This is a genomic window from Shewanella sp. Arc9-LZ (genome assembly GCF_010092445.1).
GTDB lineage: Bacteria > Pseudomonadota > Gammaproteobacteria > Enterobacterales > Shewanellaceae > Shewanella.
In genome coordinates this window covers 1,088,466-1,114,699 of record NZ_CP048031.1, presented here as the reverse complement: position 1 = coordinate 1,114,699, position 26,234 = coordinate 1,088,466, and the positions used below count along the sequence as shown (strand labels likewise).

The following is a 26,234-nucleotide window of genomic DNA, read 5'->3' as shown; positions in this document are numbered from 1 at the left end:
GTCAGCCAAACTAGGTTGTTTTGGCTTATAGCAAATTCTTATTCCAAGTTCTGCTTAACTAAAGAATTGCAGTGCTGCTTTTTTCGCAATGGCATCCAACTCGGCTATTTGCTCAGGTATAAAAGCTTGATATTTGTCTGCCTGACCAATTGCCTTAGGATTCATAGGCTGCCTAACTTGACTAGCGCTAGGCGTTAATACGGCTCGGTCAGACTCATAAAAGGTAAAACATTGCGCTTGAGTCGTTAACTCACAGTAATCTAATATGCGTTGAATTTGTGACTCTGGTTCACGCACTAATTGCTCAAAACAAACATGTAAAATCTCATTAGGGTACAACCTATCCCAATGTTGCATGATGTCTAAATAATGTTGCCAGTAACTTGAAATACCCGTAAACGAATACGAATAGTCATGGCCAAAACTGAAAAACTGCTTAAATACACTCAAGCCATTGTCGACGGTATTACGTACCACATTAATGATTTTTGCTTGAGGAAATAAGGTTTTAATTAGCCCTATGTGTAAAAAGTTATTTGGGTTTTTATCGATTACATAGGTTGGTGCATCGCTAAAGTAATGATTCACTTCAGCTAAATACCGTTGGCGGAATTGATCGATATGACTGGCAGAAAGCTGGCTTAGTCTTGCATTATAGCCACCCGACATGTCCATTTGCAGCGCAAAGCGTTCCATAAACGGTAACTCATCGGTAGCACCAACGTCGCTGTGACAAGCCAAAATCTGCTCTACTAATGTGGTACCAGAACGAGGCATACCAACAATAAAAATTGGTGTTTGACTCGCGGTCGGCAAGCTATCAATATGTGGCGATGGTGTATGCCCAAGTAGTGACAACACAATATTGGCAAACTGGGCTTGTTTAAACGGTCTGTGCTGCGCCATTATTTGATTGGCTAATAACATCGACTCACAGGCTTTATCGATTTGCTGTGTTTGCTCGTAAGCTTTACACAAAGCAAAATACACCAATGCCTGATTTTGTTTGCTTAACGACTCATCGGTTGCAAAACCTTGCAATAAGGTTACATCAGCCGTGCTGAATCGATACTGCTTTAAATCTGCCAAACTCCAATAGCCTACACCCACTTGCTTTGGGCTTAATTGAATATATTGCTGATAAAAATCTGCCGCTCGTAACGTGTCGCCTTTGGCTTTATATATATGACCTAAATTAAGCTGCACAGCGGGTTCAGAAAAATCATTTGCTACACACCATTCAAAACATTGTTCAGCTAAGGCCATATCACCGACTTTAGTGGCGACTAATCCGAGTTTGTATTGATTTTTCCCTAGGTTACTTTGGGTATTAATTAATTGTAATAAATACGTTTTCGCCAAGAAAAAGTCTTGTTTCACTTCAGCAATAGCCAATAAGCCAGTCAACACTGAAACCGCATGGGGATCAATAGTTGCTGCACTGACAAAATAGTTTTCGGCCTCATTATATTGTTGTTGCTGTAAATGAATCTGACCTAATAAGCTCAATGCCCCAAGGTGTTTATCATCACGCTTAACCACTTTTCGTGCGTACATTCTGGCCGATGAATAGTTTTTAGACTGAAACAGCGCTTCAGCTTGACTTAAATATTGTTCAATAATACTCAAACTAGGGTCCTTATTATTGTTTTGCTCACCCAAAGAATGGCTTAAATGCCTCTAAAATCAGAGTAACATAGAAAATAGTAAATTTTGACCACGCTATTGGCTCATATTGAACGAAATAATCAACTTCAGCGTACAATTATTTATATTCGCTACGAGTTCATGCGACACAAGTGAGATCTGATGAAAAATAATGAAGCTAAAGTGCCAACCAGTCGATTGTCCCGATTATCAAAAATGGGCGGACTGGCTTCTCGCCTTGCGGGTAATGTGCTGTTAGAAGGGGCAAAGCAGCTTAGCCAGGGTAAATCGCCGTCAATGCAACAACTGATGATGACCCCTAAAAACATTGGTCATGTGGCAGATAAGCTGTCGCAACTGCGCGGCGCTGCCATGAAAGTGGGCCAAATGTTGTCAATGGATGCCGGTGACTTAGTGCCTCCTGAATTGGCTGAAATATTGGCGAAGCTGCGTTCTGACGCTAAAGCCATGCCGCACAAACAATTAACTCAATTATTAGTTCAGCACTGGGGCCATGACTGGCTAGCACCTTTTGCCCAATTTGAACTGCGCCCGTTTGCCGCAGCATCTATCGGCCAAGTACATTTAGCCTATTTGGATACTGGCGAAAAGCTGGCGATAAAGATTCAATATCCAGGGATCCGCGACAGCATCGACAGCGACATAGATAACGTTGCCAGCCTATTAAAAGTCTCGCGGTTAATCCCCGCTAACGTAAAACTCGATACTTTATTGGCCGAAGCTAAAGCGCAGTTACATAACGAAGCAGACTATCACTTTGAAGCACAGCAAATCGCACTCTATCAGCAACAGTTAGGCGACAGTCCTCACTTCGTCGTGCCTAAGGTGTATCCGAAATTGAGCAACGACAGCATTTTGTGTATGCAATATGTTGAAGGCTCCGCAATTGAATCGGTCGAACAGTATCCGCAAGACATTCGTGACAAGGTTGCAAGTGCCTTGATGGAGCTGTGTTTTAAAGAGCTGTTTTGTTTTCAACTGGTGCAAAGCGATCCTAATTTTGCCAATTTCCAGTATCAAGCCGACAGCCAGAAAATTGTATTACTCGACTTTGGCGCCACTCGCACCATTAGCGACACATTATCGCAAGGTTATATGCAATTGATGCAAGGTGCGATTGCCGATGATAAACAACAAATGATACAAGCGGCACAACAGATCGGCTTTTTTCAAGACGCCATCGACCCACAACAAAAACAACTGATTATTGATATTTTTTACCAAGCTTGTGAGCCATTACGTACTCAAGGAACGTATGATTTTGGTGCAAGTAATTTGGCTAAAAGGATCACTCAGGCAGGTAAAGCCATGAGCACTCAACAAAATGAATGGCACACACCACCAACCGATGCTATTTTCATACATCGCAAGTTAGCAGGCATGTATTTATTAGCCGCTAAACTTAACGCCAATATTAATGTACACGCCCTGTTTAATCAGGTAGTTAATAGTAAAAACGAATAAGTTAACAAATAAGTAAAATAGATAAATAAAATTGGTGTTTATTCACCCCAACAAGGAGAGTCACAATGTTCAGCCACATCATGCTTGGTGCTAATGATATCGACAAATCAAAAACCTTTTACGACGCCACACTTGGCGCACTAGGCATTAAACCTGGGATGATTGATCCTAAAGGCCGTTGTTTTTATGTTACTAGCGCAGGTGTATTTGCCCTCACTAAACCACTTAATGGTGAACCCGCTTGTAATGGTAATGGCAGCACCATAGGTTTTCATGCCGATAGCGCAGAGCAAGCCAATGCTTGGCATGCTGCTGGTGTGGCAAGTGGTGGCGAAGCTTGCGAAGATGCTCCTGGTGTTCGCGACAGTCCAAATGGTCCATTATATCTAGCTTACTTGCGCGACCCTTCTGGTAACAAAGTCTGTGTATTGCACAGACCAAAGGCATAATCGTCGTTATTTATAGTAACGTCTCTTATCAATAACTATGTCCAAATATAGATGAAACCAGTACGGTTTCATCTATTATTGATAGCTTAAGAATTCATAGCTTAAGACTATTGCCCATCGATTCGTTCAACACTATCCGCTTCAAACAACCAATGTCATCAGGCATGACTTCCCTCTATGTTATCCATTACTCACAAATTCAGTGATACACTTTGACGCCTATTCTTTTCGACTGAACTTTGACTGAACGTTAATTGAGTACCATTATGTTTTCACGAATATTGATATTACTAGTTGGTTTTATTTGCTGTGTACCGCTTGCGATGAGCGCTGAGTCATCAGGCCAACTGACTATTACACCGCTCAGTAGCAATGCTTTGGTTACGGCTAACCAAGCTCAAGCGACACAAATCCAACTATTTGAATATCAGTCATATTTCAAAACTGAAAACTTTGGTTTGGTCGATGCTAATGGCTTAGTGGTTGTTGAAGGCAAAGAGGCTTATTTAATCGATACTCCATGGAGCGAGAAAGACACTATTGCGTTAGTCGAGTGGATAAAGCAGCAAGGGTTTGTACTCAAAGCCAGTATTTCGACTCATTCTCATGCCGACCGCACGGCTGGGATAGGTTATTTAAACAGTATTGGGGTTAGCACTCATGTGTCTGCAATGACTCAGAAAATATTGACCACACAACATCAAACTCTCGCAAACCAGCCGTTTGATGGTGACTCATTTATCCTAGCTAATGGTTTACTCGAAGCTCGCTATTTAGGCGCTGGCCATACGCTAGATAACATTGTGGTATGGCTCCCTAAGGCGCAATTACTGTTTGGCGGCTGCCTGGTAAAAAGCGCTCACAGTAAGAGTATGGGCTACATTGCAGAGGCATCGTTAACCGATTGGCCAGTAACGATTAGTAAGGTTAAAGCGACATATCCTGACGCTGAGGTTATTGTGCCAGGGCATGGCGCCATTGGTAATGCTCAGTTGCTTGATCATACTCAAGGGTTGGTTAACGATTTCCTTGCCAAACTACGTTTAGATTAACATTCCAAAACAACCGAGCTCAGTAAATAATGCATCTGCTAGTTTGAAAGGGTAAAATAGCCGCCCTTTAGTGTAGTGAGTGTGTTTTTGATGTCTGTTAACGACCCGTGCTTTATTCCTTTTAATGATGCGATAGCTTTCAATAACACGCTTGCCGAACAAGGGTTACCTGAATCTTTTACCTTCCCGTTTTATTATCAACCTCATCCATTGACGATACTGGCAGCACAGCAGTTGCAGCAGGTGTTACTTGAGACGAATCCCTGGGGACATAATTTTGGCTTAGACAGCGAACATGACCTTGGCATGGTGATTGGTAAGATGTTTGGTGTGTTGGTGGTTAAAGACACGCACGGGCAACTTGGTTTTTTAGCCGCATTTTCAGGTAAGTTAGCCGACCAAAATATCTTGCCGCCGTTTGTGCCGCCGGTGTTTGATATGCTGACCCAAGACAGTTTTTTCAGTCATGAAAATAAACAGATTAACCAAATTAATCTGTCGATTAGTCAGCAAGAAGCCAATCCAGTACTGGCAACATTAACCGCGACGTTAACTGCGCAACAACACCAAGCGGAAAGTGAACTTGAGCAGCAACGTAACGCAATAGTTGAAGGTCGTAAAATGCGTAAGCTGCAACGTGAGCAAGCAGATGATGCATTAGCGCAAGCAAGCCTTAACGACGATAGCCATAAAACATTGTCTATCGAGTTAAGCCGTCAAAGTGTGCAACAAAAGCATCAGCTGAACGCGTTAAAGCAACAGTGGCAGACTCAAATTGAAGTCACTAAACTGGCCTTAGATGCACTTGCGCAGCAAATCAAACAGCTTAAACGTCAGCGCAAACAACTTTCAAATGGATTACAAAACAAACTTTTTGCTCAATATCAGTTTTTGAATGTCTTGGGTGAAGCGCGAGATTTAAACGATATATTCAATGACGCACCTAACCATTTGCCACCTGCAGGTGCGGGTGAATGTGCTGCACCTAAGTTATTACAATACGCGTTTACACATCAATTGACCCCGATTGCCATGGCAGAGTTTTGGTGGGGTTCATCGCCTAAATCTGAGATAAAACAGCACAAAAACTTCTACCCCGCTTGTCACGGAAAATGCCGACCTATTTTGACCCACATGCTAAAAGGCATGCAAGTTGATAACGATCCACTGTTGATTAATCCGGGTAAAGATCAGCACATTGATATTATTTATCAAGATGATGCGATGGTAATTATTAATAAACCTGCGGAACTATTATCGGTACCTGGCAAAAATATCACCGACTCGGTGTTTAGCCGTATGCAGCAGCTGTTCCCCAATGCGACGGGGCCGCTGATAGTCCATCGCCTAGACATGTCGACATCAGGCTTAATGGTGATTGCTCTCACCAAAGAAGCCAACAAAGCCCTACAACAACAGTTTATTCAACGCAGCGTGACCAAACGTTATATCGCGTTAATTGAGGGGGTGCCTAGCCAAGATGAGGGTGATATTAGTTTGCCATTGCGGGTAGATTTAGACGACCGTCCTAAGCAGCTAGTGTGTTATGAACATGGCAAGCATGCCGAAACGCATTGGCAAGTGTATCAACGTCAACAACATCAAACCTTAGTTCACTTGTATCCTAAAACGGGGCGAACCCATCAGTTACGCATGCATTGTGCTCATCATGACGGATTGCACATGCCAATAGTAGGTGATGATTTATACGGTGTTGCGACCAACAGATTGCATTTACACGCCCAATATTTAGGCTTAAATCATCCAGTGACCGGCGAAGATATGGTGTTTGAAATCAAAGCCGATTTTGAATAGAGCTGTCGTATAATATAATCGCTTTTTGCTGAAAGTAGATCCGCTAGAAACGATAAAACCGATATTGAATTAACAATATCGGTTTATTTGATTAGTCTCAGTTCTATTGATTAGAAGTTACTAGGTTGCTCTTCTAAATGCATTTGCTCGACTAAACCTTTACCAGTACGTTGTTGGTAGGTAGATTCCGCTTGTTGCATTCTACTACGGCCGCTCGTCACCATGTTTTGGCCTTGTTCAATTGAACTCTCGCCTTCAGCAACATTGGTATTGCCGTCTTCAATCAGCTCTTTACCATCTGCATACTTATCTTCAGCATCTTCCCAAGCATCGGCTACATCATCTAACCTGTCGACTAACACTACTGCACGGGCACCATTTTGAGCGCCGTTTAATGTATTCGCCATCGACTGAAATAGTTGACGTTGTTGCTGCGCAGCTTGTTTGGCTTGTGCTATTAACGCTTCACCTTCACGAATTTGGTTTTTACCTTTACCGATTAACTCACGCCCATCGATTAATAAACTGTTACCTTTTCTGAGGTCTTTTTGTCCTTGTTCCCACTGTTGAGACAAGTCGAGGTGTTGCTCACCTTCGGCTTTCACTTTAGACGCGAAATTATTCTGCGGTGCAGCACATCCAGATAGGCTAATAACACTGACAACAAACAAACTACACAGTACTGATTTCATGTAAACGTCTCTATATATGTGGTTAGGAAAGCGGCGCAATTAGATAGTTTAGTCAGTCAAATAGCAAGTACTGCGGCACATTAAATCGCGTTAATGAATATAGTGTACTCGGGGGGCAATAGTGCCGATTGATAAACTCAATAGTAAAAAACTCATCGACTTTTTATCTGTTTACTTAATTGATTTATTGCACCGTATCACCTCTGGCTATCAGTATGTTTTTGTCACTGCTAATGGGTAAAAATACTAGCCATATCATTGGCTATTTACGCTGATAATTTTATTTGACGAGCATTCGCCATCATAATAGTGCCCTCGAAGAGTAAGCTTATTTGATCAGCTTTATAGCAGTTTATTCTTGAAAGAGATAAGCGAGTAAATTTGATAGCAGCGTGCTTATATGGAGCAGAAAATACATGGCGGATTACCAACATCGACTTAATTCACGAGGATTAAGCAAGGAGGAAAAGTACAACAACGGCTCTAAAAAAGCGAACCTGGTGCTTTATTTAGTTAAAAAATACAGTGATTAACTAATGGGTTAGCTTATCAATAAGCTAACCCATATTGATGAATAATGTTACAACTCAAACAACACATCGGTGCGGATAATGTATTTAACCCCAGAGAAAATAGGCTCTGAGCTATGAATACAATGCAGCGGATGCATGCCATGTGGGAAACACAACACACTCCCCGCAGGCGTTCGCACATCAACTTGGCGCATATTATCGCCGTGTTTTGCTGGTAAGCTTGGGTTGTCGGCATTGACTAAAAAGCGCGTTGCACCGCCTTCAAAGTCTTCTGTCAGTAAGATTAAAAATGTCAGCAGACTGTAGCGATCACCAAAGGCATCTCGCACTAACTGACCATCTACAACTTGGCTTCCAGGCCACGAACCATCTGAATGTGGCTTAAAGAAATCGCCTTCGTTATAGCGATAAAAACGAAAACGATTATTTAATCCTAAAGCAGCTTTACCACCAAAAATGCCCAAGTTATAATCCATAAGATGCTTAACTCTACTCCAAATCACTTGCTCTGTGGTGTTATCAACCACCCAGGTTAAGCTGTCGTTATGGCGTACATTGCGTGGTAATGACACCGCGGCGTCGGGTAAAAAGCCCATCGACTCACTGACCGAAATTAACCGTTTGCACTCATCTGGCGTCAATACATTCATTAATTGGAACGCACCTGGTACTTCGGCTAACATTTTTTTACTCACGTTAGCCCGCTCAGCATCCGTCAGCTCTGCTTCATTAAGCTCAGCCACATTAGCTTGATGATTAGCCCATGTTGGCAAAGCCGGATGTTCAGCGCCGGGTTCTAGTGCCACCACAAAATAATCTGAATTTACACTTGTTGTGTTCATTTGTTTATACCTTTAACCATAAAATGGGCTAGCAATGCTTTACTAAAAAGTGTGCTAATGACTGTTTACTAATGATGTTCTACAAATAAAAGCTTACTAATGACGGCTTACTCATCAATATGGGTTAAACCCAGAAATTAATAACTCATCACTCGCACTTGGGCAAATTGGCGATGCCCTGCAGCAGTACCATGAAAACCAAAACCACTATGCTTTGCTCCTACCCATGGAGCATTGCCCGCACCAGCACCTTGATTAACCCCAACCATGCCAGCTTCAAGTTGTTCAGCAACGGCTTTGGCACCTTGACCACCAAACACGACTGCAGCTAAGCCATAGTGACTGTTATTAGCACGACGAATGGCTTCATCAATATCACTAAAACGGCTGATAGCCACCACAGGGCCAAAGGTTTCTTCACGTTCTAGGAGCATGTCAGGGGTAATACCTGAGATCACAGTAGGCTGAATAAACGGTAATGGATACTCATCACTACCGAGTAAAAAGCTCGCTCCTTTGGCTTTGGCATCTTGCAACTGTTCAAGCACTTTTTGGTGTTGGGTTGGATTCACTATAGGGCCAATATTCACATTAGCGTCGTCCCATTTACCGACACGGTAACGACTGGCTAAAGCCAACACCTTTTGTTCAAACTCATCAGCAATACGTTCATCCACGTAAACGCGCTCTGTTGAAGTGCACATCTGTCCGGCATTTTCAAACGAACTAGCGACTGCAAATCTAACCGCGGAATCGATATTAGCGCTAGCCATCACAATCAAGGGGTCATTACCGCCAAGCTCCATCACTAACCTTTTTAAGCCAGACGCAGCATTGGCCATAATGTGTTTACCTGCGGCCATCGACCCAGTAAACGCCACCATATTAATGTCTGCTGCCACTAATGCTTGGCCAAGGGCTTTATCACCTTGAACCACTTGCAACACATGTTCTGGCAGCACCTTATTAAGGGTATTAATGAATAACTCGGCCACCAGCGGAGTTTGTTCAGACGGCTTTAATATCACACTGTTACCCGCAATTAAGGCAGGCATTAGTAAGTTGTTAGCCATGGCTATCGGATAGTTCCACGGCGAAATCACTGCCACTACACCTAATGGTCGATATTGTAATTCGGTGCGATTATCAACTTGTTCAGTGGTTAGTGCATCGCTTATTTCACCTGCAAAATAAGGTGCATTTTGCACTGTACCGCCAACTTCATAGGTGGCACGGCGATAATCTTTACCCATTTCTTGGCCAATTAATGTTGCCAGTTCATCTTGCACTGCCACAAGCTGCTGATATGCTTTAACCACATATTGTTGGCGTTCAATTAATGACAAACGAGCCCACGCCTTTTGTGCAACTTGAGCGTTGGCGACAACTTGTGGTAACTGAGATATCGCTAAGGTTTCAACACTGCCAACCGCAGTGGCTTCAATATGCTCTCCGCCATCGACTTTGTGATAACTAGCGGGATCGTAAGAGGTTAATACTGCCATGGAGAAACATTCCTTAATGGTACTAGTCTAATTAATGTCTATTTTGCTACAATGGAATACAAAAGCAACCAGTATACTTTTAGTAACCTAGAATAACTTAAGTTAAATTAATGAAAACTAAAATTGAAACAATGACTAACGGTCAAAAAAAAGTTATTAATGCTTGTGCTGAACCCTGCTCGGTCGAGCGTGGAATGCGGGTATTAGGCGGTAAATGGAAAGCATCGATATTATGGCACTTGCAAGATGGTCCAGTGCGATTTAATGATTTATCGCGCATGTTAGGCGGGGCGAGTAAAAAAATGGTCGATCAGCGCCTTAAAGAATTAGAAGCCCAAGGACTGGTGACTCGACATGTGATTAGTGACCGTCCTATTGCTGTGTCTTATAGCATTACCGAACTTGGCCGAACTGCATTGGATATTTTAGAACGTTTAAAAGATTGGGCTGATGAATATATTGTTTAACAAGGTACGATGGCCTGTTGATCATCACAGATGACTAATTATCTGACAACACAACGGGTTAATGATCACAAAATAATAACACTATGTTAGACTTGTTATAAAACGGATATGAAGTGCATGGAAGCCTTAAATTAAGGTGTTGTTATTTATGTTCCGCTACTTATCTGTGGTGATTTTCATCATTACATTTTTCAGTTCGCCAGTTTCAAATGCTAGACCTGCAGTCACTTTTTACACAGAAAGCTATCCTCCATTTCAGTCGCTAAATTCTCAAGGAGAATTGGTAGGCTTTTCGATCGATATTTTACATGCTACCCAGCAATATCTTGATTTTGATATCAATATTAAAATCATGCCTTGGAGCCGCGCTTATTATAATGCGCAGAAGTACCCGAATACGTTCATTTTTTCAATTGCCAATACCAACAAACGCTTAGCCTATTTCAAATGGATAGGCGACTTTTATACTGTGCAAGATATGATCTATCGAAAAAGTAATCGTCCCGACATTCAGCTTAAAACCATAGATGATATTAATCGTTACTCTATGGCATTATCGCGAAACGATGCCTCACTAGATCGGCTTAAACTCGATGGAATACATCCCAATGTATACCTAGTAAGAAGCCAACTAGCGGCGCTAAGAATGCTTAATTTTGACCGCGTAGATTTGATTTACAATAACGAAGTGGGTTTTCGCGAAGACGTTAAAAAAATGGGCTTTAAACTAAGCGATTTTACCGCTGTATTGCCTGTGGTAAACATGCCCATTGGTATTGCCACCCATAAAGATACAGATGAAGCATTAGCCAAAAGCATGCGCCAAGCATTAAACACCCTAACTCAAAGTGGCCAACTTGAAAGTATAACTGCTCGCTGGTTCACCCCAACAAACATCCTCCCTACGGCAACAGAGTAATAATCGGCGTAAGTATCCGAAATATGCCTTGCGAGCAGAGCAAGTGAGTTGATTAACTTGTTAAGTGTGAGTAGCTTAAAACCGTTATGTTTAAAGCATTCAGCAGCATCAACAAACATCGTAGTCGCAGGCCATAATTAAAAATAAAAAATAACTTTAATAATCAAAGCCTAACTGGGCTTTAATACCTTCGTTAAACGCATGTTTAATCGGCTGTACTTCGCTGACCGTATCGGCCAACTCAATGATATCACGGTGACAAGCGCGGCCAGTAATAATCACATGCTGCATCGCTGGGCGATTTCTCAAAGCGGTTAATACTCGCTCAAGTTCGATATAGTGGTAACTGACCATGTAAGTCAGCTCATCAAGCAGCACCATATTTATCGATTCGTCTTTAAGCAGTTTTTCTGCCTCAAGCCAGGCTTCCATTGCTGCTTGGGTGTCTTTTTCTTTGTCTTGAGTTTCCCAGGTAAAGCCGGTACCCATTACATGGAATGGCACTCCAGCACCTTCGAGTAAATTACGTTCACCACAAGCCCAAGTGCCTTTAATAAATTGCACCACTGCGGCTTTATGACCATGGCCCACAGCGCGGGTAATCGAACCAAAACCAGATGTCGATTTGCCTTTTCCGTTACCGGTTAGTACCAGCAAAATACCTTTTTCGTCTTGCGCTGCGGCAATTTTGGCATCAACGCCCACTTTGACTTTCTGCTGGCGGGCTTTATGACGTTCAGCTTTGCTTGCATCAATAGTGTTAGCTTGTTCATTTTCGTGGTTATCAGTTGTCATGAGATTATTCCTTTCAATGTATTCATGTCCAAATGCGCTTCTAATACGCCGGCAAGACGATTTAGTTGCTGCTCGCGAATTTGGTTAATATCGATAGTATGGCGACTGTCTAAGCCAGCCCATTGCAAAATAAGTTGGCATGCAGCGGGATGGTCAAATAATCCATGCACATAGGTCGCTAAAATTTGTTGATCATTACTCACCATGCCATCAAGCTTGGCCATCGCCATTGGCTGCTGGGCGTATTGTTCAATCGATAGCGGCTGGATAACGTCGCTTTGAGTGAGTGAAGACTCACCACAATGGATCTCGTAACCACTAAACTCTGCCTGCTGGTCTTGTAAGCGTAAGTGACCCCTTACTTGAGTTAAGGTTTTGCTTGCAGTTAATACGGTCGTAATCGGTAATAAGCCCAATCCGTCACTGCAACCAGCATTATCTTCAATACCTAAAGGATCATCAATAAGCTCACCGAGCATTTGGTAACCGCCACAAATGCCGATGACTTTACCGCCATAACGTAAATGTTTTGTTAAGGCGATGTCCCAACCTTGCTCACGCACAAAAGCTAAATCTGCACGAACATTCTTACTGCCAGGTAATATGACTAAATCTGCAGCGGGCCAATGGGATGATTGAGCTATGCTCTGCATACTCACATAATGAAAATCAATATGCGGGTGTAAACGCAGCGGATCAAAGTCGGTATGATTACTGATCCTTGGGTACACTAACACCAAAACAGACATACGCTGGTTGGCAGATAATGCTGTCGGTAATGAGCTTTGAGGGGTATCAATTAACGCATCTTCAGCGTCTAGATGTAGATCGTGCAAATATGGTAATACGCCTAATACAGGTTTGTTGGTATAGGCTTCAAGCCAATCAATTCCTGGCTGCAACAAGCTGATATCACCGCGAAAACGATTTATCACAAAGCCTTTTACTCGCGCTTGCTCAGACGGGCTTAATAATGCCAACGTACCAACTAAATGGGCGAACACACCGCCTTTATCAATATCAGCAATAATGATCACTGGGCAATCTGCCTCTTCGGCAAAGCCCATATTGGCAATATCACCTTCACGTAAATTGATTTCTGCCGGACTGCCCGCCCCTTCAATCACCACTAACGAGTATTGTTGCTGCAAGCGCCTGTAAGATTGCATCACTGCCGCTAAGGCTAAGGTTTTATAACCATAACTCTCGGGTCCGAAAAAGGCCTTGGCTTCTAATGTAGTTAACGCTTTACCGTGAATAATGACTTGGGCGCCAGTGTCTGAACTTGGCTTTAACAACACCGGATTAAAATCTGTATGGGGCGCTAAACCACAAGCAATAGCTTGCAATGCTTGGGCTCGGCCAATTTCACCACCATCAATAGTCACGGCACTGTTTAGCGCCATATTTTGTGGTTTAAAAGGCGCGACATTAATGTTTTGACGGGAAAATAAACGACATAAACCTGCTACAAGCGTACTTTTACCTGCATCAGAGGTGGTACCTTGCACCATTAATGCGCCACGTAATGTTGGAGCTTTTGGAGATTGATCGTCAACCAATGACATTATGCTTTTAAGGCCAACGGTAGGCCTGCGACCACCAAAGTGACTTGATCAGATATTGCGGCTATTTCTTGGTTGAGCCAGCCCGCTTCATCAACAAAACGACGATTTAACTCACCCATGGGAACTATGCCCGAGCCCACTTCATTACTGACTAACACCACATCGCTTTGCAAAGCAGACAAACTGTCGATGAGTAATGACTTTTGCGTGGCCCACGAGGCGCCGTCATTTAACAATAAGTGATTGGTTAATAATAACGTCAGGCAATCGAGCAATATGACTTGTTGTGGTTTATCTATCGCCAACAATGTTTGGCCAACGTCATAAGCTTGCTCGTGCAATGTCCAGCTATGGACGCTGGACATACGGTCTTGTTGGTGTTGATTAATGCGCGCAGACATTTCATGGTCTAACGCTGTGGCTGTGGCTAAGTAAACACATGAATAACCAATAGCAGCGTATTCCGCCACACATTGCTCTGCATATCGACTTTTACCGCTACGCGCACCGCCTAACACCAAATGAATCATTAGCTTAATCCAACCGCTAAAATAACTAAGTAACAACACACTTCGCTGATTTGCTGCGCAGCGCCTAGTGTGTCACCGGTGTAGCCACCAATTTGTTTACGGAAAAAGCCGCCTAACAAAATGCGAACTAGCCACAAGGTAATAAACAGCACAAATGCCGCGACACCATTAAGCCATAACAACACAAAAATACCGCTGGCGATTAAAATAAATAAATCATTTAATTGCTGATCTTGGGCAATCGGCTTTGACTTGCTGGTGTCGTCATCACGGACATATTGCTCACTAAAAATCAAGCTTGATGCCACAACGCGGCTGAGTGTATGGCCTGCTACAAGCGCACTTACCGCCGCCATTGGGCTATATAAAGCCAGCTCAACTAGCAATTGCCATTTTAGCAATAACACTAATCCCAACGACAAGGCACCATAACTGCCCAAACGCGAATCTTTCATGATACGCAGCTTGTCTTCTACCGTCCAACCACCACCAAAACCATCTGCGGTATCGGCTAAGCCGTCTTCATGGAAGGCGCCGGTCACTAATACACCCGCGACCATGGCTAATAAAATGGCAATGCTTGCCGGTAAAATCAGCTGTGCAAGCCAAAATACCAACGCACAAATTAAGCCAATGAGTAAGCCCACTAAACCAAAATAACGGCTAGCTTTGTTGAGTTTATCGCTATCAATCACCACCCACGATGGAACGGGGATCCGAGTAAAAAAACTCATCGCCACAAAAAATAAATTTAACTGCCGCAACCATTTTATCTCGCCAGACATGTTGTTCCCTTAAACCACATTATTAACGCCAGCATCATCGAAACTGGCCATTTGATTGTAAAAATTCACCGCAGCTTGAATTAACGGTAACGCTAACGCAGCGCCAGTGCCTTCTCCAAGTCTTAATCCCAGCGACAACAATGGTGTTGCTTGTAGCTGTTGTAACAGAAGCTTATGTCCTTGCTCTTGCGACTCATGAGCAAAAACTAAATAGTCTCTTGATTGTGGAGATAATTTTACCGCAACTAATGCTGCAGCAGTAGCGATAAAACCATCAATCACCACTAATATTTTTTGTTCCGCAGCTGTAAGTATCGCCCCGGTCATTTGCACTATTTCAAAACCGCCAACGTGAGCCAAAATAGCTTCAGGAGAAACTAACTCATGTTGATGTAAATCAAGTGCTTGGTTAATGAGTTTTGTTTTAATAACTAAGGTAGCATCATCAATTCCCGTGCCTCTACCAACACATTGCTCAACATCAATATTGAGCATAGCTGACATTACCGCAGTCGCAGCAGAAGTATTGCCGATACCCATTTCACCTAAAGCAATTAAATTACAACCGGCATCAACATGGCGAGCAACCAACTGTCGAGCAAATTCAAACCCTTGGGCGACTTTTTCAAGTGGCATAGCCGCAGCTAAATGCATAGCCTTAGTGCCTGCGCCTAAGCGTTGGTCGATAACATTGGCTTGGCCTGTAAGCGGTTGTAATATTCCGCAATCGATAATTTCAAGCTCAAACCCGACTTGGCGACAAAACACATTAATTGCCGCGCCGCCTTGGACAAAATTATGTACCATTTGAGTGGTCACTTCGCTTGGCGCAATCGACACGCCGTAAGCGGCAATACCATGGTCGGCAGCAAACACTAACATCGTTGGTTTAGTGATTTGCAGCGGTGTGCTTAACGACTGTTTATCGCCGCGGTACTGCACCCGAGCAATCTGTAGCGCCAAGGTTTCTAGCTGCCCTAACGCCCCTAATGGTTTGGTTTTTTGATTAATCTTATGTTGAATATTGGCATCAACATCTGACTTAACGGCTTCTATAACAAACATGGCGACTCCAACAATTCGGGCAGATAAAATTCAATATGATGTATTGCAGCACTCATCCAGTGCTTATCAAAGAGCTTATCTATGTGCTTATCTAATTCTTAGCTATGTGCTTAGCTATGTGCTTATAAAAAGAGCTCAGCGTTTAACGGCGTTGACGCAAAATAAACAAGAAAAACACGCTGCCCAGTGCAGCAGTAATAATGCCGACTGGCAATTCTTGGTTAAATAAAATGCATCGTGCTATCACGTCAATCCACACCATAAATAAGCCACCTAACATCGCGGTTAAGATCATCGGCTGACGTCCGGAAAATAATAGCCTAACCGTATGCGGGATCATCAAACCAACAAATCCAATGCCACCACAAGTTGCCACCAACATTGCCGTAATAAGCGAACACAGTAACAGCATACTTAAGCGCAATTTAGCGACATTTATTCCTAACGTATGAGCCGTTTCATCACCCGCTTGCAGCGCCATAATTTGCCGTCTAAATGCCAACATAATCAATAAACTCACCCCTACCGTCACACTGGGTAAGAGTAGATTAGACCAACTGGCTTTAGCAAAACTGCCTAAACTCCAAAACAGTACTGACGCCGCAGCTTGAGGGGTTGAAAAATACAACAGCAAGCTAGTCAATGCCCCAAACAGAAACGACGTTGCTACACCAGACAGCAACATACGTTCAACTTGGCTACTTCGACCAGGTCCCGACAAAATAAACACCACCAACACCGATAAACTGGCGCCGATGAATGCTCCTATCGGTATGCTTAATGTCGACCAAGACCACCAAGGTTGCGCGGTAAAGCTTGGCGCTATAGTCAATACACCAGAAAACATTTCGGCAAACAAACCGGTTTGACTGAATAACGACACCACCAGCACTGCACCAAATGACGCCCCGGAGCTAATGCCAAACAAATACGGGTCGGCCAACGGGTTGCGGGTCACGGTTTGTAATACACTGCCTGCTATAGACAACCCTGCGCCAGCCACAAAGGCCAACAAAATTCTCGGTAAGCGTAATTCAAGCACAATACGTTGGGTTATCGTCACCGCATGTTCACTGCCTTCAATCGCACTCGGCATGTTGCCGCCTAATAAGGTATTAAATATCATTAATACGTCATTAAGATGAATGTTAGCCGCCCCAAAACTGGCGGCAAATATCGGGGTAAGCAGTGTAGCCAATACCAACAGACTGAAACAAACGTAATACCGACGTTGCGATGCATCAATCATGATCGGGGCATCCTTTATGGCTGGGTTGGTAACCATAAAAATAACTGATCAGCGGCTTACCGTGTTGTGGGTGAAGATTAATGTCGCAGCACACACCAAACACGTCACTAATTTGTCGCTCGGTTAGCACTTCTGTTGGGGTACCTTTAGCAATTAATCGTCCTTGGTCGAGTAGCAGTAATTTATCGCACATTGCACTGGCTAAATTCAGATCGTGTATAGAAGCAATAACACTGATGCCTAAAGATGCAACAAGTTCAAGAATTTGAATTTGATAACGAATATCTAAGTGATTGGTCGGTTCATCTAAAATAAGAATATGCGGCTGTTGCACAATGGCGCGGGCAATTAGGGCACGTTGTTTTTCACCGCCAGATAACAGTTCATATTGTTGCTGAGCTTTTTGCTGTAATCCAACTTTGGTTAAGGCACTCACCACACGTTCACGGTCTTGGGCTGTGTTAGAGTCAAACAAGCCTTTATGCGGAGTAAGCCCCATCAACACTAATTGCTCGGTGGTCATGTCAAAATAATGCGGGGTATCTTGTTGCACCACAGCAATATTCTGCGCTAACAACTTAGAGGAATACTCACTGATGGGTTTAGAAAATATCTCAATATCGCCGCTGGTCGGCACAATATAGCGATATAAGCAGCGTAACAGGCTCGACTTGCCTGCGCCATTGGGACCAATTAGTCCTAGCATCTGGCCTTTAGGCAAACTGAAATGAATGTCCGCCAGAATCGTTTTATTATCGACTTGCCAAAAAAGATGATTTACATCTAATACAGATTCAGACATGAACGTTAGCCCGCCATGTCCAATTAATTAACACAAACATCTATTTAATAACTCCCCTAAGTCACCCGCTTAGGCATGGATATTGAGGCGATTCAAAGCTGGTATCTGACTTATGTCCCCATATTCGATGGGTACATCTACAGTTGCGGGTACAGTTTGGGCTTATCCCAATTCCCAATACCTTGAAAGGCACTATGGTTTCGACGCAGATTATTACGACAATTATGACGCAAATAACTATTCAAATTACGGCGCTGATAACTTTGCAAATAACTATGCAAATTGTGACACTAATGACTACGCAAATTACGACGAACATTATTACGCAAATTATGGCGCAAAAATAATGACACTATGGTTATAACGCTCAGCCAATGAAGTGTTACGGCCAATGTAATGTAAAGCTCACTTCAGCGGTATTGCTATTCATTGCTGTCGCTTGAAAAGCGTCAACCTTATCAACATCATCAGGCCAATAGACATCGAGCACCATAATAGCAGCATAGGGGATCGCTAGGTTAGCGAATAATCCGCTAGATTGGCCAACCTTAAGCACATAGCCCATTAAACAGCGCATCACCCCACCGTGAGTAACCACTAACGCATGGGGACAATCGACAGCTTGAGCAGTTTGCGGCAAGCTTTGCCCTTGTTGTTCGTCGATAGACAGTAAACAAGAGTGCTGCTGATGACGTGAGCGCCACAGTTCATTAACCACGCTCATAAGCCCGGCTTCTACTCGCGCAGCAAAATCGCTTACCGACTCGGCTTTATCAGGCGTGCTATCAGCCAACCATGGGTTATGCCAGTAAGCATCAAATTTACCTGGATTTTGCTGATAAATTGCATCAAACGATTGCCCATCCCAGACACCAAAATCAATTTCTTGCAGTGCTGGTATCGTGGTTAATGGCAGCGTTAATCGCTGTGCTAAAGGGCGACTGAATTGCTGGCACCGTTGCAATGGCGAACTAAACACATGGCTAATTGGATATTGCAGTTCAGCAAACGCTTGCTGCATTTGGGTCATCCCAGTGTCGGTGAGCTTTACATCGGTTTGGCCGCGAAATATTGCCCCACCTTCGCATTCTCCATGGCGCATTAATATTATCTTGGCTTGTTTCATTTAATTCAGCCTTGCTCTAGTGATAAAAATTCGCGTACTATGGACGTCTATACGTTTATATGTCTAAAATACTATCTTAAAAGATAATCATTTAGAAGATAATCATTGTACGCAGTAATTGTCCAAGGCAATTGCCTGCAACGGTTAATGCAACCGTTGTGTATAACTGTTATTTACAACACTTGTGCACAGCAATGATGTTATCGCCCTACTATTGTAAAAATAAGGGTATGCTTATCTCAATCAAGGTATCAAGCAACATAGTGATAAAAAGGTAACTGTTATGGCGAAATCGACTTCTTACAGTCAAACACTTAAACAACTTAATGCATTGTTAGCGCAGCGTATTGTGATTTTAGATGGCGCCATGGGCACCATGATCCAAGACTATAAGTTGGAAGAAGAAGATTATCGTGGCGAGCGTTTTAAAGATTGGCATTGCGATGTTAAAGGCAACAACGACTTATTAGTACTCAGCCAACCGCAAATCATTAAAGATATTCATACTCAGTACCTGCTAAACGGTGCCGACATTATTGAAACTAACACCTTTAACGCCACCACCATTGCCATGGCCGACTACGACATGCAGTCGCTGGCCGCTGAAATTAACCTTGCTGGCGCCCGAGTCGCCCGCCAAGCTGCCGACGAAGTGGCAGCGCAAACTGGTTCGCCACGTTATGTTGCTGGTGTATTAGGCCCAACCAACCGTACCTGTTCTATCAGTCCAGACGTTAACGACCCAGCGTTTCGTAATGTCAGTTTCGATCAATTAGTCGACGCTTATGTCGAATCAACCACGGCTTTAATTGAAGGTGGCGCCGATATCATTATGGTTGAAACCATTTTTGATACTTTAAACGCCAAAGCTGCCCTATTTGCGATTGAAAAAGTATTCGACCAACTTGGCGATCGCCTACCCGTTATGATCTCTGGCACTATTACTGACGCCTCTGGTCGTACATTAACCGGCCAAACCACCGAAGCCTTTTATAACTCTTTACGCCACATCAAGCCGTTATCGATTGGCCTTAACTGCGCCCTCGGACCAAAAGAGCTGCGCCCGTACGTTGAAGAATTGTCACGTATTGCCGAATGTTATGTCTCTGCCCACCCAAATGCTGGCTTACCCAACGAATTTGGTGGCTACGATGAAACCCCAGAAGAAATGGCCGAAGTCATTAATCAATGGGCGCAAGAAGGCATGCTCAATATTGTCGGCGGTTGTTGTGGTAGTACACCCGCACACATTAGTGCTATTCGTGAAGCGGTACTCAGACACGAACCAAGACAGATACCAGATATACCTGTGGCGTGTCGTTTATCGGGCCTAGAGCCACTCACCATCGACAAAAACTCGTTATTTGTTAACGTCGGTGAGCGCGCTAACGTGACCGGTTCGGCTAAGTTTTTACGCTTAATTAAAGAAGAAAAGTTTGAAGAAGCCTTAGATGTCGTGCGCGAGCAGGTTGAAAATGGCGCACAAATTATCGACGTCAACATGGACGAAGGTATGCTTGATGGCGTGGCGTCAATGGCGAAGTTTTTAAACTTAATCGCCTCTGAGCCCGACATCTCCCGCGTGCCCATCATGATTGACTCATCAAAATGGGAAGTGATTGAAGCTGGGCTTAAATGCGTTCAAGGCAAGTCGATTGTTAACTCTATTTCGATGAAAGAAGGCGAAGCCAAATTTATTGAACAAGCGACCTTAGTAAAACGCTATGGTGCGGCAGCCATTATAATGGCCTTTGACGAAAACGGCCAAGCCGATACACGTGAGCGTAAAACCCAAATCTGTACCCGTGCTTATCGCATTTTGGTTGATGTTGTTGGCTTTCCACCAGAAGACATTATTTTTGACCCTAACATTTTCGCCATTGCCACCGGTATTGATGAACACGACAACTATGCAGTCGACTTTATCGAATCGATAAAAGACATCAAAGCCACCTTGCCACACGCAATGATCTCAGGCGGCGTGTCTAACGTGTCATTCTCGTTCCGCGGTAACAACCCAGTACGCGAAGCTATTCACGCGGTGTTTTTATACCATGCCATTCAAGCCGGCATGGACATGGGTATTGTTAACGCTGGTCAGTTAGCCATATACGATGATATTGAACCAGAGCTGAAAAAACGGGTTGAAAACGTAGTTCAAAACTTACCATGTCCGGTAGCCGACTCAAACAACACCGAGCAGCTACTCGACATCGCAGAAAGCTTTAGAGGCGATGGCTCACAAGTGGCCAAAAAAGAAGATTTAGCTTGGCGCAGCTGGCCGGTATCCAAACGTTTATCGCACGCATTGGTTAAAGGCATTACCGAATTTATTGATGAAGACACCGAAGCTGCTCGTCAAGAAGCCGTGCGCCCGCTCGATGTTATTGAAGGACCGCTGATGGACGGCATGAACGTGGTCGGCGACTTATTTGGTGCTGGCAAAATGTTCTTACCGCAAGTGGTCAAATCGGCACGAGTAATGAAAAAAGCCGTCGCTTACCTAAACCCATATATTGAGCTTGAAAAGGTTGCTGGCCAGTCAAACGGCCGAATTTTAATGGTCACCGTAAAAGGTGATGTGCATGACATCGGTAAAAATATTGTTGGAGTAGTACTTGCCTGTAACGGCTACGAAGTGGTCGATCTTGGGGTCATGGTATCTGTCGATAAAATTCTCGATGCAGTAAAAGAGCATAATATCGACATCATCGGCATGTCAGGTTTAATCACGCCAAGCTTGGATGAAATGGTTCACAACGTGAAAACCTTCCACCGTGAAGGCTTAACCATCCCTGCTATTATCGGTGGTGCAACCTGCTCTAAAATTCATACTGCAGTAAAAATAGCACCGCATTACCCACACGGCGCAATTTACATTGCCGATGCATCTCGCGCTGTACCTATGGTGTCTAAGCTGATTAATAACGCCACTCGCCAAGCAACCATCGACGAAGCCTACGCAGAATACGACATGATGCGTGAAAAACGTTTGTCGCAAACCAAGCGTAAAACCATCGTGTCGATTGAAGCCGCGCGTGACAATCGCTGTAAACACGACTGGGAAAACTACACCCCATTCACGCCTAATGTATTAGGTCGCCAGGTGTTTGATGACTATCCATTAGAAGACCTAGTCGAACGTATCGATTGGACACCGTTCTTTAGAAGCTGGGAACTGCACGGTCATTACCCTGAAATTTTAAAAGACAAAGTCGTTGGTGAAGAAGCGGTTAAATTGTTTGCCGATGGCCAAGCCATGCTGAAACAAATTATTGCTGAAAAATGGCTTACCGCCAAAGCCGTAATCGGTTTATTCCCAGCCAATACCGTCAACCATGACGACATTGAACTGTATACCGATGAAAGCCGCACCACATTGGAAATGACCACTCATCATCTTCGTATGCAGCTTGAACGCGTCGGTAACGACAACTTCTGTTTATCAGACTTTGTTGCTCCAAAAGATTCAGGCGTTGCTGATTATATGGGCGGTTTTGCGGTAACGACGGGACACGGGATTGATGAACATGTTGCCCGTTTTGAAGCCAATCACGATGACTACAACGCGATTATGCTTAAATGCTTAGCAGACCGTTTAGCCGAAGCTTTTGCCGAGCGCATGCACGAACGTGTTCGTAAAGAGTTTTGGGGTTATGCCGCAGATGAAGTGCTCGATAACGAAGCGCTAATTCGCGAACGTTATAAAGGCATTCGCCCAGCGCCAGGTTATCCAGCATGCCCAGACCACACAGAAAAAGGCTTGTTATGGGATTTACTCAAACCCGATGAAACGATTGATTTGAATATCACCGAAAGCTTTGCCATGTACCCAACGGCTGCTGTTTCAGGCTGGTACTTTGCCCATCCAAAATCTCGCTATTTTGGCGTGACCAATATTGGTAAAGATCAGGTAGAAGATTATGCCCAGCGTAAAGGCATGACGTTGGCAGAAGCAGAGAAGTGGTTGTCACCGATATTGGACTATGATCCCGAATAGATTTATTTCGAATAGAATGAGATCAAGAGTAGAAAGAGATCCTGAATAGAGAGAGACCCAGAGTAGATAGTGCTTCTGAATAAAGAGTGCTTCTGAATAAAAAGTGAACCTGAAAAAAGAGTAACCTTGAGTCATCACGGTTACTCTTTTTTATGTCCAAACTTGGTTTGGATTTTGGTCAAAAGGCTCCATACTGCACGGGTCAAATCAAGCGTTATTCCGGCAATGCTTTTTAGCCGCGATCCAGCTTCGTCGTTTTTACAATAAATAACTTAAAACGTCTTTGATCTTCTCAATTTAATTTACTGCTGGATAAAATAAAAATATCTCAATTGGACATACCCTTTTCATCATTACACTATAAAAAATAGTCATTTATAATAATAGATACCCTTAAAGAATCACTCTACAATAACTTCGTTTAAAAAATAATCATCTGAATTACAAAGCAGGGAGTTGCTTCATCTATGGCCTATAGAGCATATATTGGGATTTTTGCATTCCTGTGTCTGATTGTCGCCGTTAGTTGCTACTCGGAGGAGTCAATGTTTAGCATGTTTAAAAAAGTCGATGTCGAAGTATTTCCTGAAGTGATAGGTAGCTTAACCCATGAGGGAAAACCTCTAGCCGGTATTAAGCTAAAAAGAGGTTATCAATACTCTGGTGTCATGGAAGAAAAAGAATGGGACTACACCACTACAGACGCTGATGGAAAATTTAGCTTTCCTGAAATCATTTACAGCACAGCACATCCAAATAAGCCTTTTGCAGAAACACGTGTATCTCAAACTATTAAAGTGGATGAAAATGAAGAGTCAGACATCATTGAAGCTGCTAAAGATGAGTATTCTGAAGTAATACTTTGGGCATCGATATCTAGGGGCGAGAAACATATATCTTATCTCTCTGAGAGGCTAGCCAAATTAGATTGCGACTTATCGAATGAAGCCATCAGGAATGAAATCATTGATGAAGGGTTCCCTAGTGGGGTAGTGCGCTATAAGGTATTTAGTATTTGTCGCTGGCCAGAATTAGAACGATTGGAAGTACAGAAAAGAGTTTAGATAACGTTAAGGTTGATCAATCAAGTGAATCTTTGTTGGTGAGCTATCCAATCAAATGCAATAACGAATGCACGCCTATCGGCTAAATAGAACATACCCATTTTCATTATTACACTATAAAAAATAGTCATTTATAATAATAGATACCCTTAAAGAATCACTCTACAATAACTTCGTTTAAAAAATAATCATCTGAATTAAAAAGCAGGGAGTTGCTTCATCTATGGCCTATAGAGCATATATTAGGATTTTTGCATTCCTGTGTCTGATTGTCGCCGTTAGTTGCTATGTAGTGGCATAGTTATTTTGGCCACCTAAATAGAGGTGATATTATTACCTCGTAAATTACTTTAGGTGAACACATGAGATCGACAACCCGAAAAACATTTAGTGCTGAATTCAAACTTGAAGCAGCCCAATTAGTTCTAGATAAAAACCATAGCATCATCGAAGCTGCAAAGGCGATGAACGTGGGTAAATCAACCATGGATAAATGGGTGAGACAGTTAAAACTAGAACGCCAGGGTGGCACGCCAAAAGCCTCTCCCATTACCCCTGAACAAATTGAAATCCGTGAACTGAAGAAACAGGTAGCCCGTCTTGAGGAGCATAATCTTATTCTAAAAAAGGCTACCGCTCTCTTGATGTCAGACTCGATGAACAATTTACGCTGATCAGCGCACTCAAGCAGAGCCACTCTATTCTCACAATTTGTAATGCATTCAAAGTGCATCGAAGTAGCTATAAATATTGGCTAAAAAGAAAAGAACATATCGATGCTGATTTTACAATTTTATGCAGTGAAGTGAAGGCCGCGCATCGTATTAGTAATGGCTCTGCCGGTGCTCGAACGATAGCGCAATTAGTGACTAACAAAGGGATTAATCTCAGTCGTTATCGAGCCCGTAATCTAATGAGAAAGCTTGGATTATTAAGCTGTCAGCAACCTAAGCATTCTTATAGGAAAGCTGCACAAGAGCATGTAGCGATCCCAAACACGCTTAATCGACAGTTTGCAGTAACTCAACCAGATCAAGTGTGGTGTGGTGATGTGACGTATGTTTGGGTCGGTAATCGTTGGGCATATTTAGCCGTTGTTTTAGACTTATTTTCCCGCAAACCTGTTGGGTGGGCTTTGTCATTATCGCCTGACAGCGAGCTGACCTCTAAAGCCTTGAAAATGGCATTTGAGTTAAGGGGGAAACCTGAGAATGTGATATATCACAGCGACCAAGGTTCACATTACACAAGCTTGAAATTCAGACAGTTATTATGGCGTCTTCAGATTGAGCAAAGCATGAGTCGTCGCGGGAATTGTTGGGATAATGCACCAATGGAGCGTTTCTTTAGAAGTTTGAAATCTGAATGGGTACCCGCAAGTGGCTATGGGAATTTTACAGAAGCAGACAAAGCGATCACAAATTACATCACTGGATATTACAGTGAAACTAGACCCCATCAATATAATGGTGGGTTAACGCCAAATGAGTCAGAACGTTTATATTGGAATGACTCTAAAACCGTGGCCAATATTACTTGACCACCACAAGTATCGCCGCTAAAAAGCACATAAATGCAAACTTATTTGCAAAATACATAAGTGGTATCTCAAATGCGCCAAGTGTTTTTTTCTTCTTAAGAAATTCAAGTGGGAGTACGAAATAAAAATTAACCGAAAGCAATGTCACAAAGCCTATTATAATCCCACTAGGAAAAAAGGAATAATAGCTAAAAACATCATACCCAATGGATAATGAATAGATTCCAACTAAAATCCAAAATAATATCAATGGCCCTACAATTAATCCCATACTCTCCCCCCAGCTAAATACAACTATTCAGAT

The 26,234-nt window shown here is 43.1% G+C and carries 22 protein-coding genes and 1 riboswitch; of the genes, 9 read left to right on the top strand and 13 right to left on the bottom strand.

What is annotated here, in order from left to right; translation table 11 throughout:
• Positions 1 to 54: 54 nt before the first annotated feature.
• Positions 55 to 1,629: a sulfotransferase gene (locus tag GUY17_RS04820; RefSeq protein ID WP_162022480.1), complete on the bottom strand. Its 1,575-nt coding sequence runs from the start codon at positions 1,627 to 1,629 to the stop codon at positions 55 to 57.
• A gap of 180 nt (positions 1,630 to 1,809) precedes the next feature.
• On the opposite strand from GUY17_RS04820, the gene GUY17_RS04815 reads away from it, so the two are divergent.
• From GUY17_RS04815 to GUY17_RS04800, 4 genes are all read left to right on the top strand, one after another.
• Positions 1,810 to 3,132, top strand: coding sequence for an AarF/ABC1/UbiB kinase family protein (locus tag GUY17_RS04815; protein ID WP_162022479.1), 1,323 nt, complete (start codon positions 1,810 to 1,812; stop codon positions 3,130 to 3,132).
• A gap of 65 nt (positions 3,133 to 3,197) precedes the next feature.
• Entirely contained in the window at positions 3,198 to 3,581 is a 384-nt protein-coding gene (locus GUY17_RS04810; RefSeq protein ID WP_101085857.1) for a VOC family protein, read from the top strand.
• Between the two features lie 266 nt (positions 3,582 to 3,847).
• Positions 3,848 to 4,633, top strand: a complete 786-nt coding sequence (gene bla / locus GUY17_RS04805) for a subclass B1 metallo-beta-lactamase (protein WP_162022478.1) — start codon at positions 3,848 to 3,850, stop codon at positions 4,631 to 4,633.
• A 90-nt stretch (positions 4,634 to 4,723) separates the two neighbouring features.
• Positions 4,724 to 6,448, top strand: coding sequence for a pseudouridine synthase (locus GUY17_RS04800; protein ID WP_162022477.1), 1,725 nt, complete (start codon positions 4,724 to 4,726; stop codon positions 6,446 to 6,448).
• A 110-nt stretch (positions 6,449 to 6,558) separates the two neighbouring features.
• Here GUY17_RS04800 and GUY17_RS04795 read toward each other — a convergent pair whose 3' ends face one another.
• From GUY17_RS04795 to GUY17_RS04785, 3 genes are all read right to left on the bottom strand, one after another.
• On the bottom strand, positions 6,559 to 7,140 hold the full coding sequence (locus GUY17_RS04795) for a hypothetical protein (protein ID WP_162022476.1): 582 nt from the start codon (positions 7,138 to 7,140) through the stop codon (positions 6,559 to 6,561).
• A 580-nt stretch (positions 7,141 to 7,720) separates the two neighbouring features.
• Positions 7,721 to 8,515, bottom strand: coding sequence for a 2OG-Fe(II) oxygenase (locus GUY17_RS04790; RefSeq protein WP_162022475.1), 795 nt, complete (start codon positions 8,513 to 8,515; stop codon positions 7,721 to 7,723).
• A 137-nt stretch (positions 8,516 to 8,652) separates the two neighbouring features.
• The gene (locus GUY17_RS04785) at positions 8,653 to 10,020 is read right to left on the bottom strand and encodes an aldehyde dehydrogenase (RefSeq protein ID WP_162022474.1); all 1,368 of its coding nucleotides are present in this window, start codon (positions 10,018 to 10,020) and stop codon (positions 8,653 to 8,655) included.
• A gap of 110 nt (positions 10,021 to 10,130) precedes the next feature.
• Here GUY17_RS04785 and GUY17_RS04780 point away from each other — a divergent pair, with 110 nt between their 5' ends.
• Positions 10,131 to 10,487 carry a helix-turn-helix domain-containing protein gene (locus GUY17_RS04780; protein ID WP_101085863.1) on the top strand — a complete coding sequence of 119 codons (357 nt, stop codon included), beginning with the start codon at positions 10,131 to 10,133 and terminating at the stop codon, positions 10,485 to 10,487.
• Positions 10,488 to 10,635: 148 nt separating this feature from the next.
• The gene (locus GUY17_RS04775) at positions 10,636 to 11,406 is read left to right on the top strand and encodes an ABC transporter substrate-binding protein (RefSeq protein ID WP_162022473.1); all 771 of its coding nucleotides are present in this window, start codon (positions 10,636 to 10,638) and stop codon (positions 11,404 to 11,406) included.
• Positions 11,407 to 11,562: 156 nt separating this feature from the next.
• Here the strand turns inward: GUY17_RS04775 and cobO are convergent, their stop codons facing one another.
• The 8 genes from cobO to GUY17_RS04735 form a co-directional block, all read right to left on the bottom strand.
• Positions 11,563 to 12,201: a cob(I)yrinic acid a,c-diamide adenosyltransferase gene (gene cobO, locus GUY17_RS04770; protein ID WP_101085867.1), complete on the bottom strand. Its 639-nt coding sequence runs from the start codon at positions 12,199 to 12,201 to the stop codon at positions 11,563 to 11,565.
• Positions 12,198 to 13,769, bottom strand: a complete 1,572-nt coding sequence (locus tag GUY17_RS04765) for a cobyric acid synthase (RefSeq protein ID WP_162022472.1) — start codon at positions 13,767 to 13,769, stop codon at positions 12,198 to 12,200. The genes cobO and GUY17_RS04765 overlap by 4 nt, the downstream gene beginning before the upstream one ends.
• Positions 13,769 to 14,299 (bottom strand): bifunctional adenosylcobinamide kinase/adenosylcobinamide-phosphate guanylyltransferase, encoded by a 531-nt coding sequence (gene cobU, locus GUY17_RS04760; RefSeq protein WP_162022471.1) that lies wholly within the window; start codon positions 14,297 to 14,299, stop codon positions 13,769 to 13,771. Before cobU ends, GUY17_RS04765 begins: the two co-directional genes overlap by 1 nt.
• On the bottom strand, positions 14,299 to 15,084 hold the full coding sequence (locus GUY17_RS04755) for an adenosylcobinamide-GDP ribazoletransferase (RefSeq protein ID WP_011636351.1): 786 nt from the start codon (positions 15,082 to 15,084) through the stop codon (positions 14,299 to 14,301). The genes cobU and GUY17_RS04755 overlap by 1 nt, the downstream gene beginning before the upstream one ends.
• A 9-nt stretch (positions 15,085 to 15,093) precedes the next feature.
• Entirely contained in the window at positions 15,094 to 16,149 is a 1,056-nt protein-coding gene (gene cobT / locus GUY17_RS04750) for a nicotinate-nucleotide--dimethylbenzimidazole phosphoribosyltransferase (protein WP_162022470.1), read from the bottom strand.
• Between the two features lie 142 nt (positions 16,150 to 16,291).
• Positions 16,292 to 17,398, bottom strand: a complete 1,107-nt coding sequence (locus tag GUY17_RS04745; protein WP_162022469.1) for an iron ABC transporter permease — start codon at positions 17,396 to 17,398, stop codon at positions 16,292 to 16,294.
• Positions 17,391 to 18,200, bottom strand: a complete 810-nt coding sequence (locus tag GUY17_RS04740) for an ABC transporter ATP-binding protein (protein WP_162022468.1) — start codon at positions 18,198 to 18,200, stop codon at positions 17,391 to 17,393. Before GUY17_RS04740 ends, GUY17_RS04745 begins: the two co-directional genes overlap by 8 nt.
• Positions 18,201 to 18,278: 78 nt before the next feature.
• A riboswitch (cobalamin riboswitch) is annotated at positions 18,279 to 18,412 on the bottom strand.
• Between the two features lie 170 nt (positions 18,413 to 18,582).
• The gene (locus GUY17_RS04735) at positions 18,583 to 19,326 is read right to left on the bottom strand and encodes a histidine phosphatase family protein (RefSeq protein ID WP_162022467.1); all 744 of its coding nucleotides are present in this window, start codon (positions 19,324 to 19,326) and stop codon (positions 18,583 to 18,585) included.
• 283 nt (positions 19,327 to 19,609) lie between these two features.
• Here GUY17_RS04735 and metH point away from each other — a divergent pair, with 283 nt between their 5' ends.
• The 3 genes from metH to GUY17_RS04720 all read left to right on the top strand — a co-directional run bounded on the left by metH (position 19,610) and on the right by GUY17_RS04720 (position 25,930).
• Positions 19,610 to 23,326, top strand: a complete 3,717-nt coding sequence (gene metH / locus GUY17_RS04730; RefSeq protein ID WP_162022466.1) for a methionine synthase — start codon at positions 19,610 to 19,612, stop codon at positions 23,324 to 23,326.
• 554 nt (positions 23,327 to 23,880) lie between these two features.
• A complete protein-coding gene (locus GUY17_RS04725) occupies positions 23,881 to 24,390 on the top strand; it encodes a DUF6795 domain-containing protein (protein WP_162022465.1) in 510 nt (169 codons plus the stop codon).
• A gap of 362 nt (positions 24,391 to 24,752) precedes the next feature.
• Positions 24,753 to 25,930 (top strand): IS3-like element ISShfr6 family transposase gene (locus GUY17_RS04720; protein WP_162022464.1). Its coding sequence is split into 2 segments (ribosomal slippage): positions 24,753 to 25,011 and positions 25,011 to 25,930, totalling 1,179 coding nucleotides; the frame shifts between segments, so codons are not numbered across the junction.
• Here GUY17_RS04720 and GUY17_RS04715 read toward each other — a convergent pair.
• Complete coding sequence (locus GUY17_RS04715) at positions 25,923 to 26,201, bottom strand: hypothetical protein (RefSeq protein ID WP_162022463.1); 279 nt, start codon at positions 26,199 to 26,201, stop codon at positions 25,923 to 25,925. The genes GUY17_RS04720 and GUY17_RS04715 overlap by 8 nt on opposite strands.
• Positions 26,202 to 26,234: the final 33 nt, after the last annotated feature.

Bases quoted from the DNA above. Each gene is read 5' to 3' on its own strand.
- GUY17_RS04815 (WP_162022479.1), top strand. From the start codon at position 1,810: ATGAAAAATAATGAAGCTAAAGTGCCAACCAGTCGATTGTCCCGATTA.
- GUY17_RS04810 (WP_101085857.1), top strand. From the start codon at position 3,198: ATGTTCAGCCACATCATGCTTGGTGCTAATGATATCGACAAATCAAAA.
- bla (WP_162022478.1), top strand. From the start codon at position 3,848: ATGTTTTCACGAATATTGATATTACTAGTTGGTTTTATTTGCTGTGTA.
- GUY17_RS04800 (WP_162022477.1), top strand. From the start codon at position 4,724: ATGTCTGTTAACGACCCGTGCTTTATTCCTTTTAATGATGCGATAGCT.
- GUY17_RS04795 (WP_162022476.1), bottom strand. From the start codon at position 7,140: ATGAAATCAGTACTGTGTAGTTTGTTTGTTGTCAGTGTTATTAGCCTA.
- GUY17_RS04790 (WP_162022475.1), bottom strand. From the start codon at position 8,515: ATGAACACAACAAGTGTAAATTCAGATTATTTTGTGGTGGCACTAGAA.
- GUY17_RS04785 (WP_162022474.1), bottom strand. From the start codon at position 10,020: ATGGCAGTATTAACCTCTTACGATCCCGCTAGTTATCACAAAGTCGAT.
- GUY17_RS04780 (WP_101085863.1), top strand. From the start codon at position 10,131: ATGAAAACTAAAATTGAAACAATGACTAACGGTCAAAAAAAAGTTATT.
- GUY17_RS04775 (WP_162022473.1), top strand. From the start codon at position 10,636: ATGTTCCGCTACTTATCTGTGGTGATTTTCATCATTACATTTTTCAGT.
- cobO (WP_101085867.1), bottom strand. From the start codon at position 12,201: ATGACAACTGATAACCACGAAAATGAACAAGCTAACACTATTGATGCA.
- GUY17_RS04765 (WP_162022472.1), bottom strand. From the start codon at position 13,769: ATGTCATTGGTTGACGATCAATCTCCAAAAGCTCCAACATTACGTGGC.
- cobU (WP_162022471.1), bottom strand. From the start codon at position 14,299: ATGATTCATTTGGTGTTAGGCGGTGCGCGTAGCGGTAAAAGTCGATAT.
- GUY17_RS04755 (WP_011636351.1), bottom strand. From the start codon at position 15,084: ATGTCTGGCGAGATAAAATGGTTGCGGCAGTTAAATTTATTTTTTGTG.
- cobT (WP_162022470.1), bottom strand. From the start codon at position 16,149: ATGTTTGTTATAGAAGCCGTTAAGTCAGATGTTGATGCCAATATTCAA.
- GUY17_RS04745 (WP_162022469.1), bottom strand. From the start codon at position 17,398: ATGATTGATGCATCGCAACGTCGGTATTACGTTTGTTTCAGTCTGTTG.
- GUY17_RS04740 (WP_162022468.1), bottom strand. From the start codon at position 18,200: ATGTCTGAATCTGTATTAGATGTAAATCATCTTTTTTGGCAAGTCGAT.
- GUY17_RS04735 (WP_162022467.1), bottom strand. From the start codon at position 19,326: ATGAAACAAGCCAAGATAATATTAATGCGCCATGGAGAATGCGAAGGT.
- metH (WP_162022466.1), top strand. From the start codon at position 19,610: ATGGCGAAATCGACTTCTTACAGTCAAACACTTAAACAACTTAATGCA.
- GUY17_RS04725 (WP_162022465.1), top strand. From the start codon at position 23,881: ATGTTTAAAAAAGTCGATGTCGAAGTATTTCCTGAAGTGATAGGTAGC.
- GUY17_RS04715 (WP_162022463.1), bottom strand. From the start codon at position 26,201: ATGGGATTAATTGTAGGGCCATTGATATTATTTTGGATTTTAGTTGGA.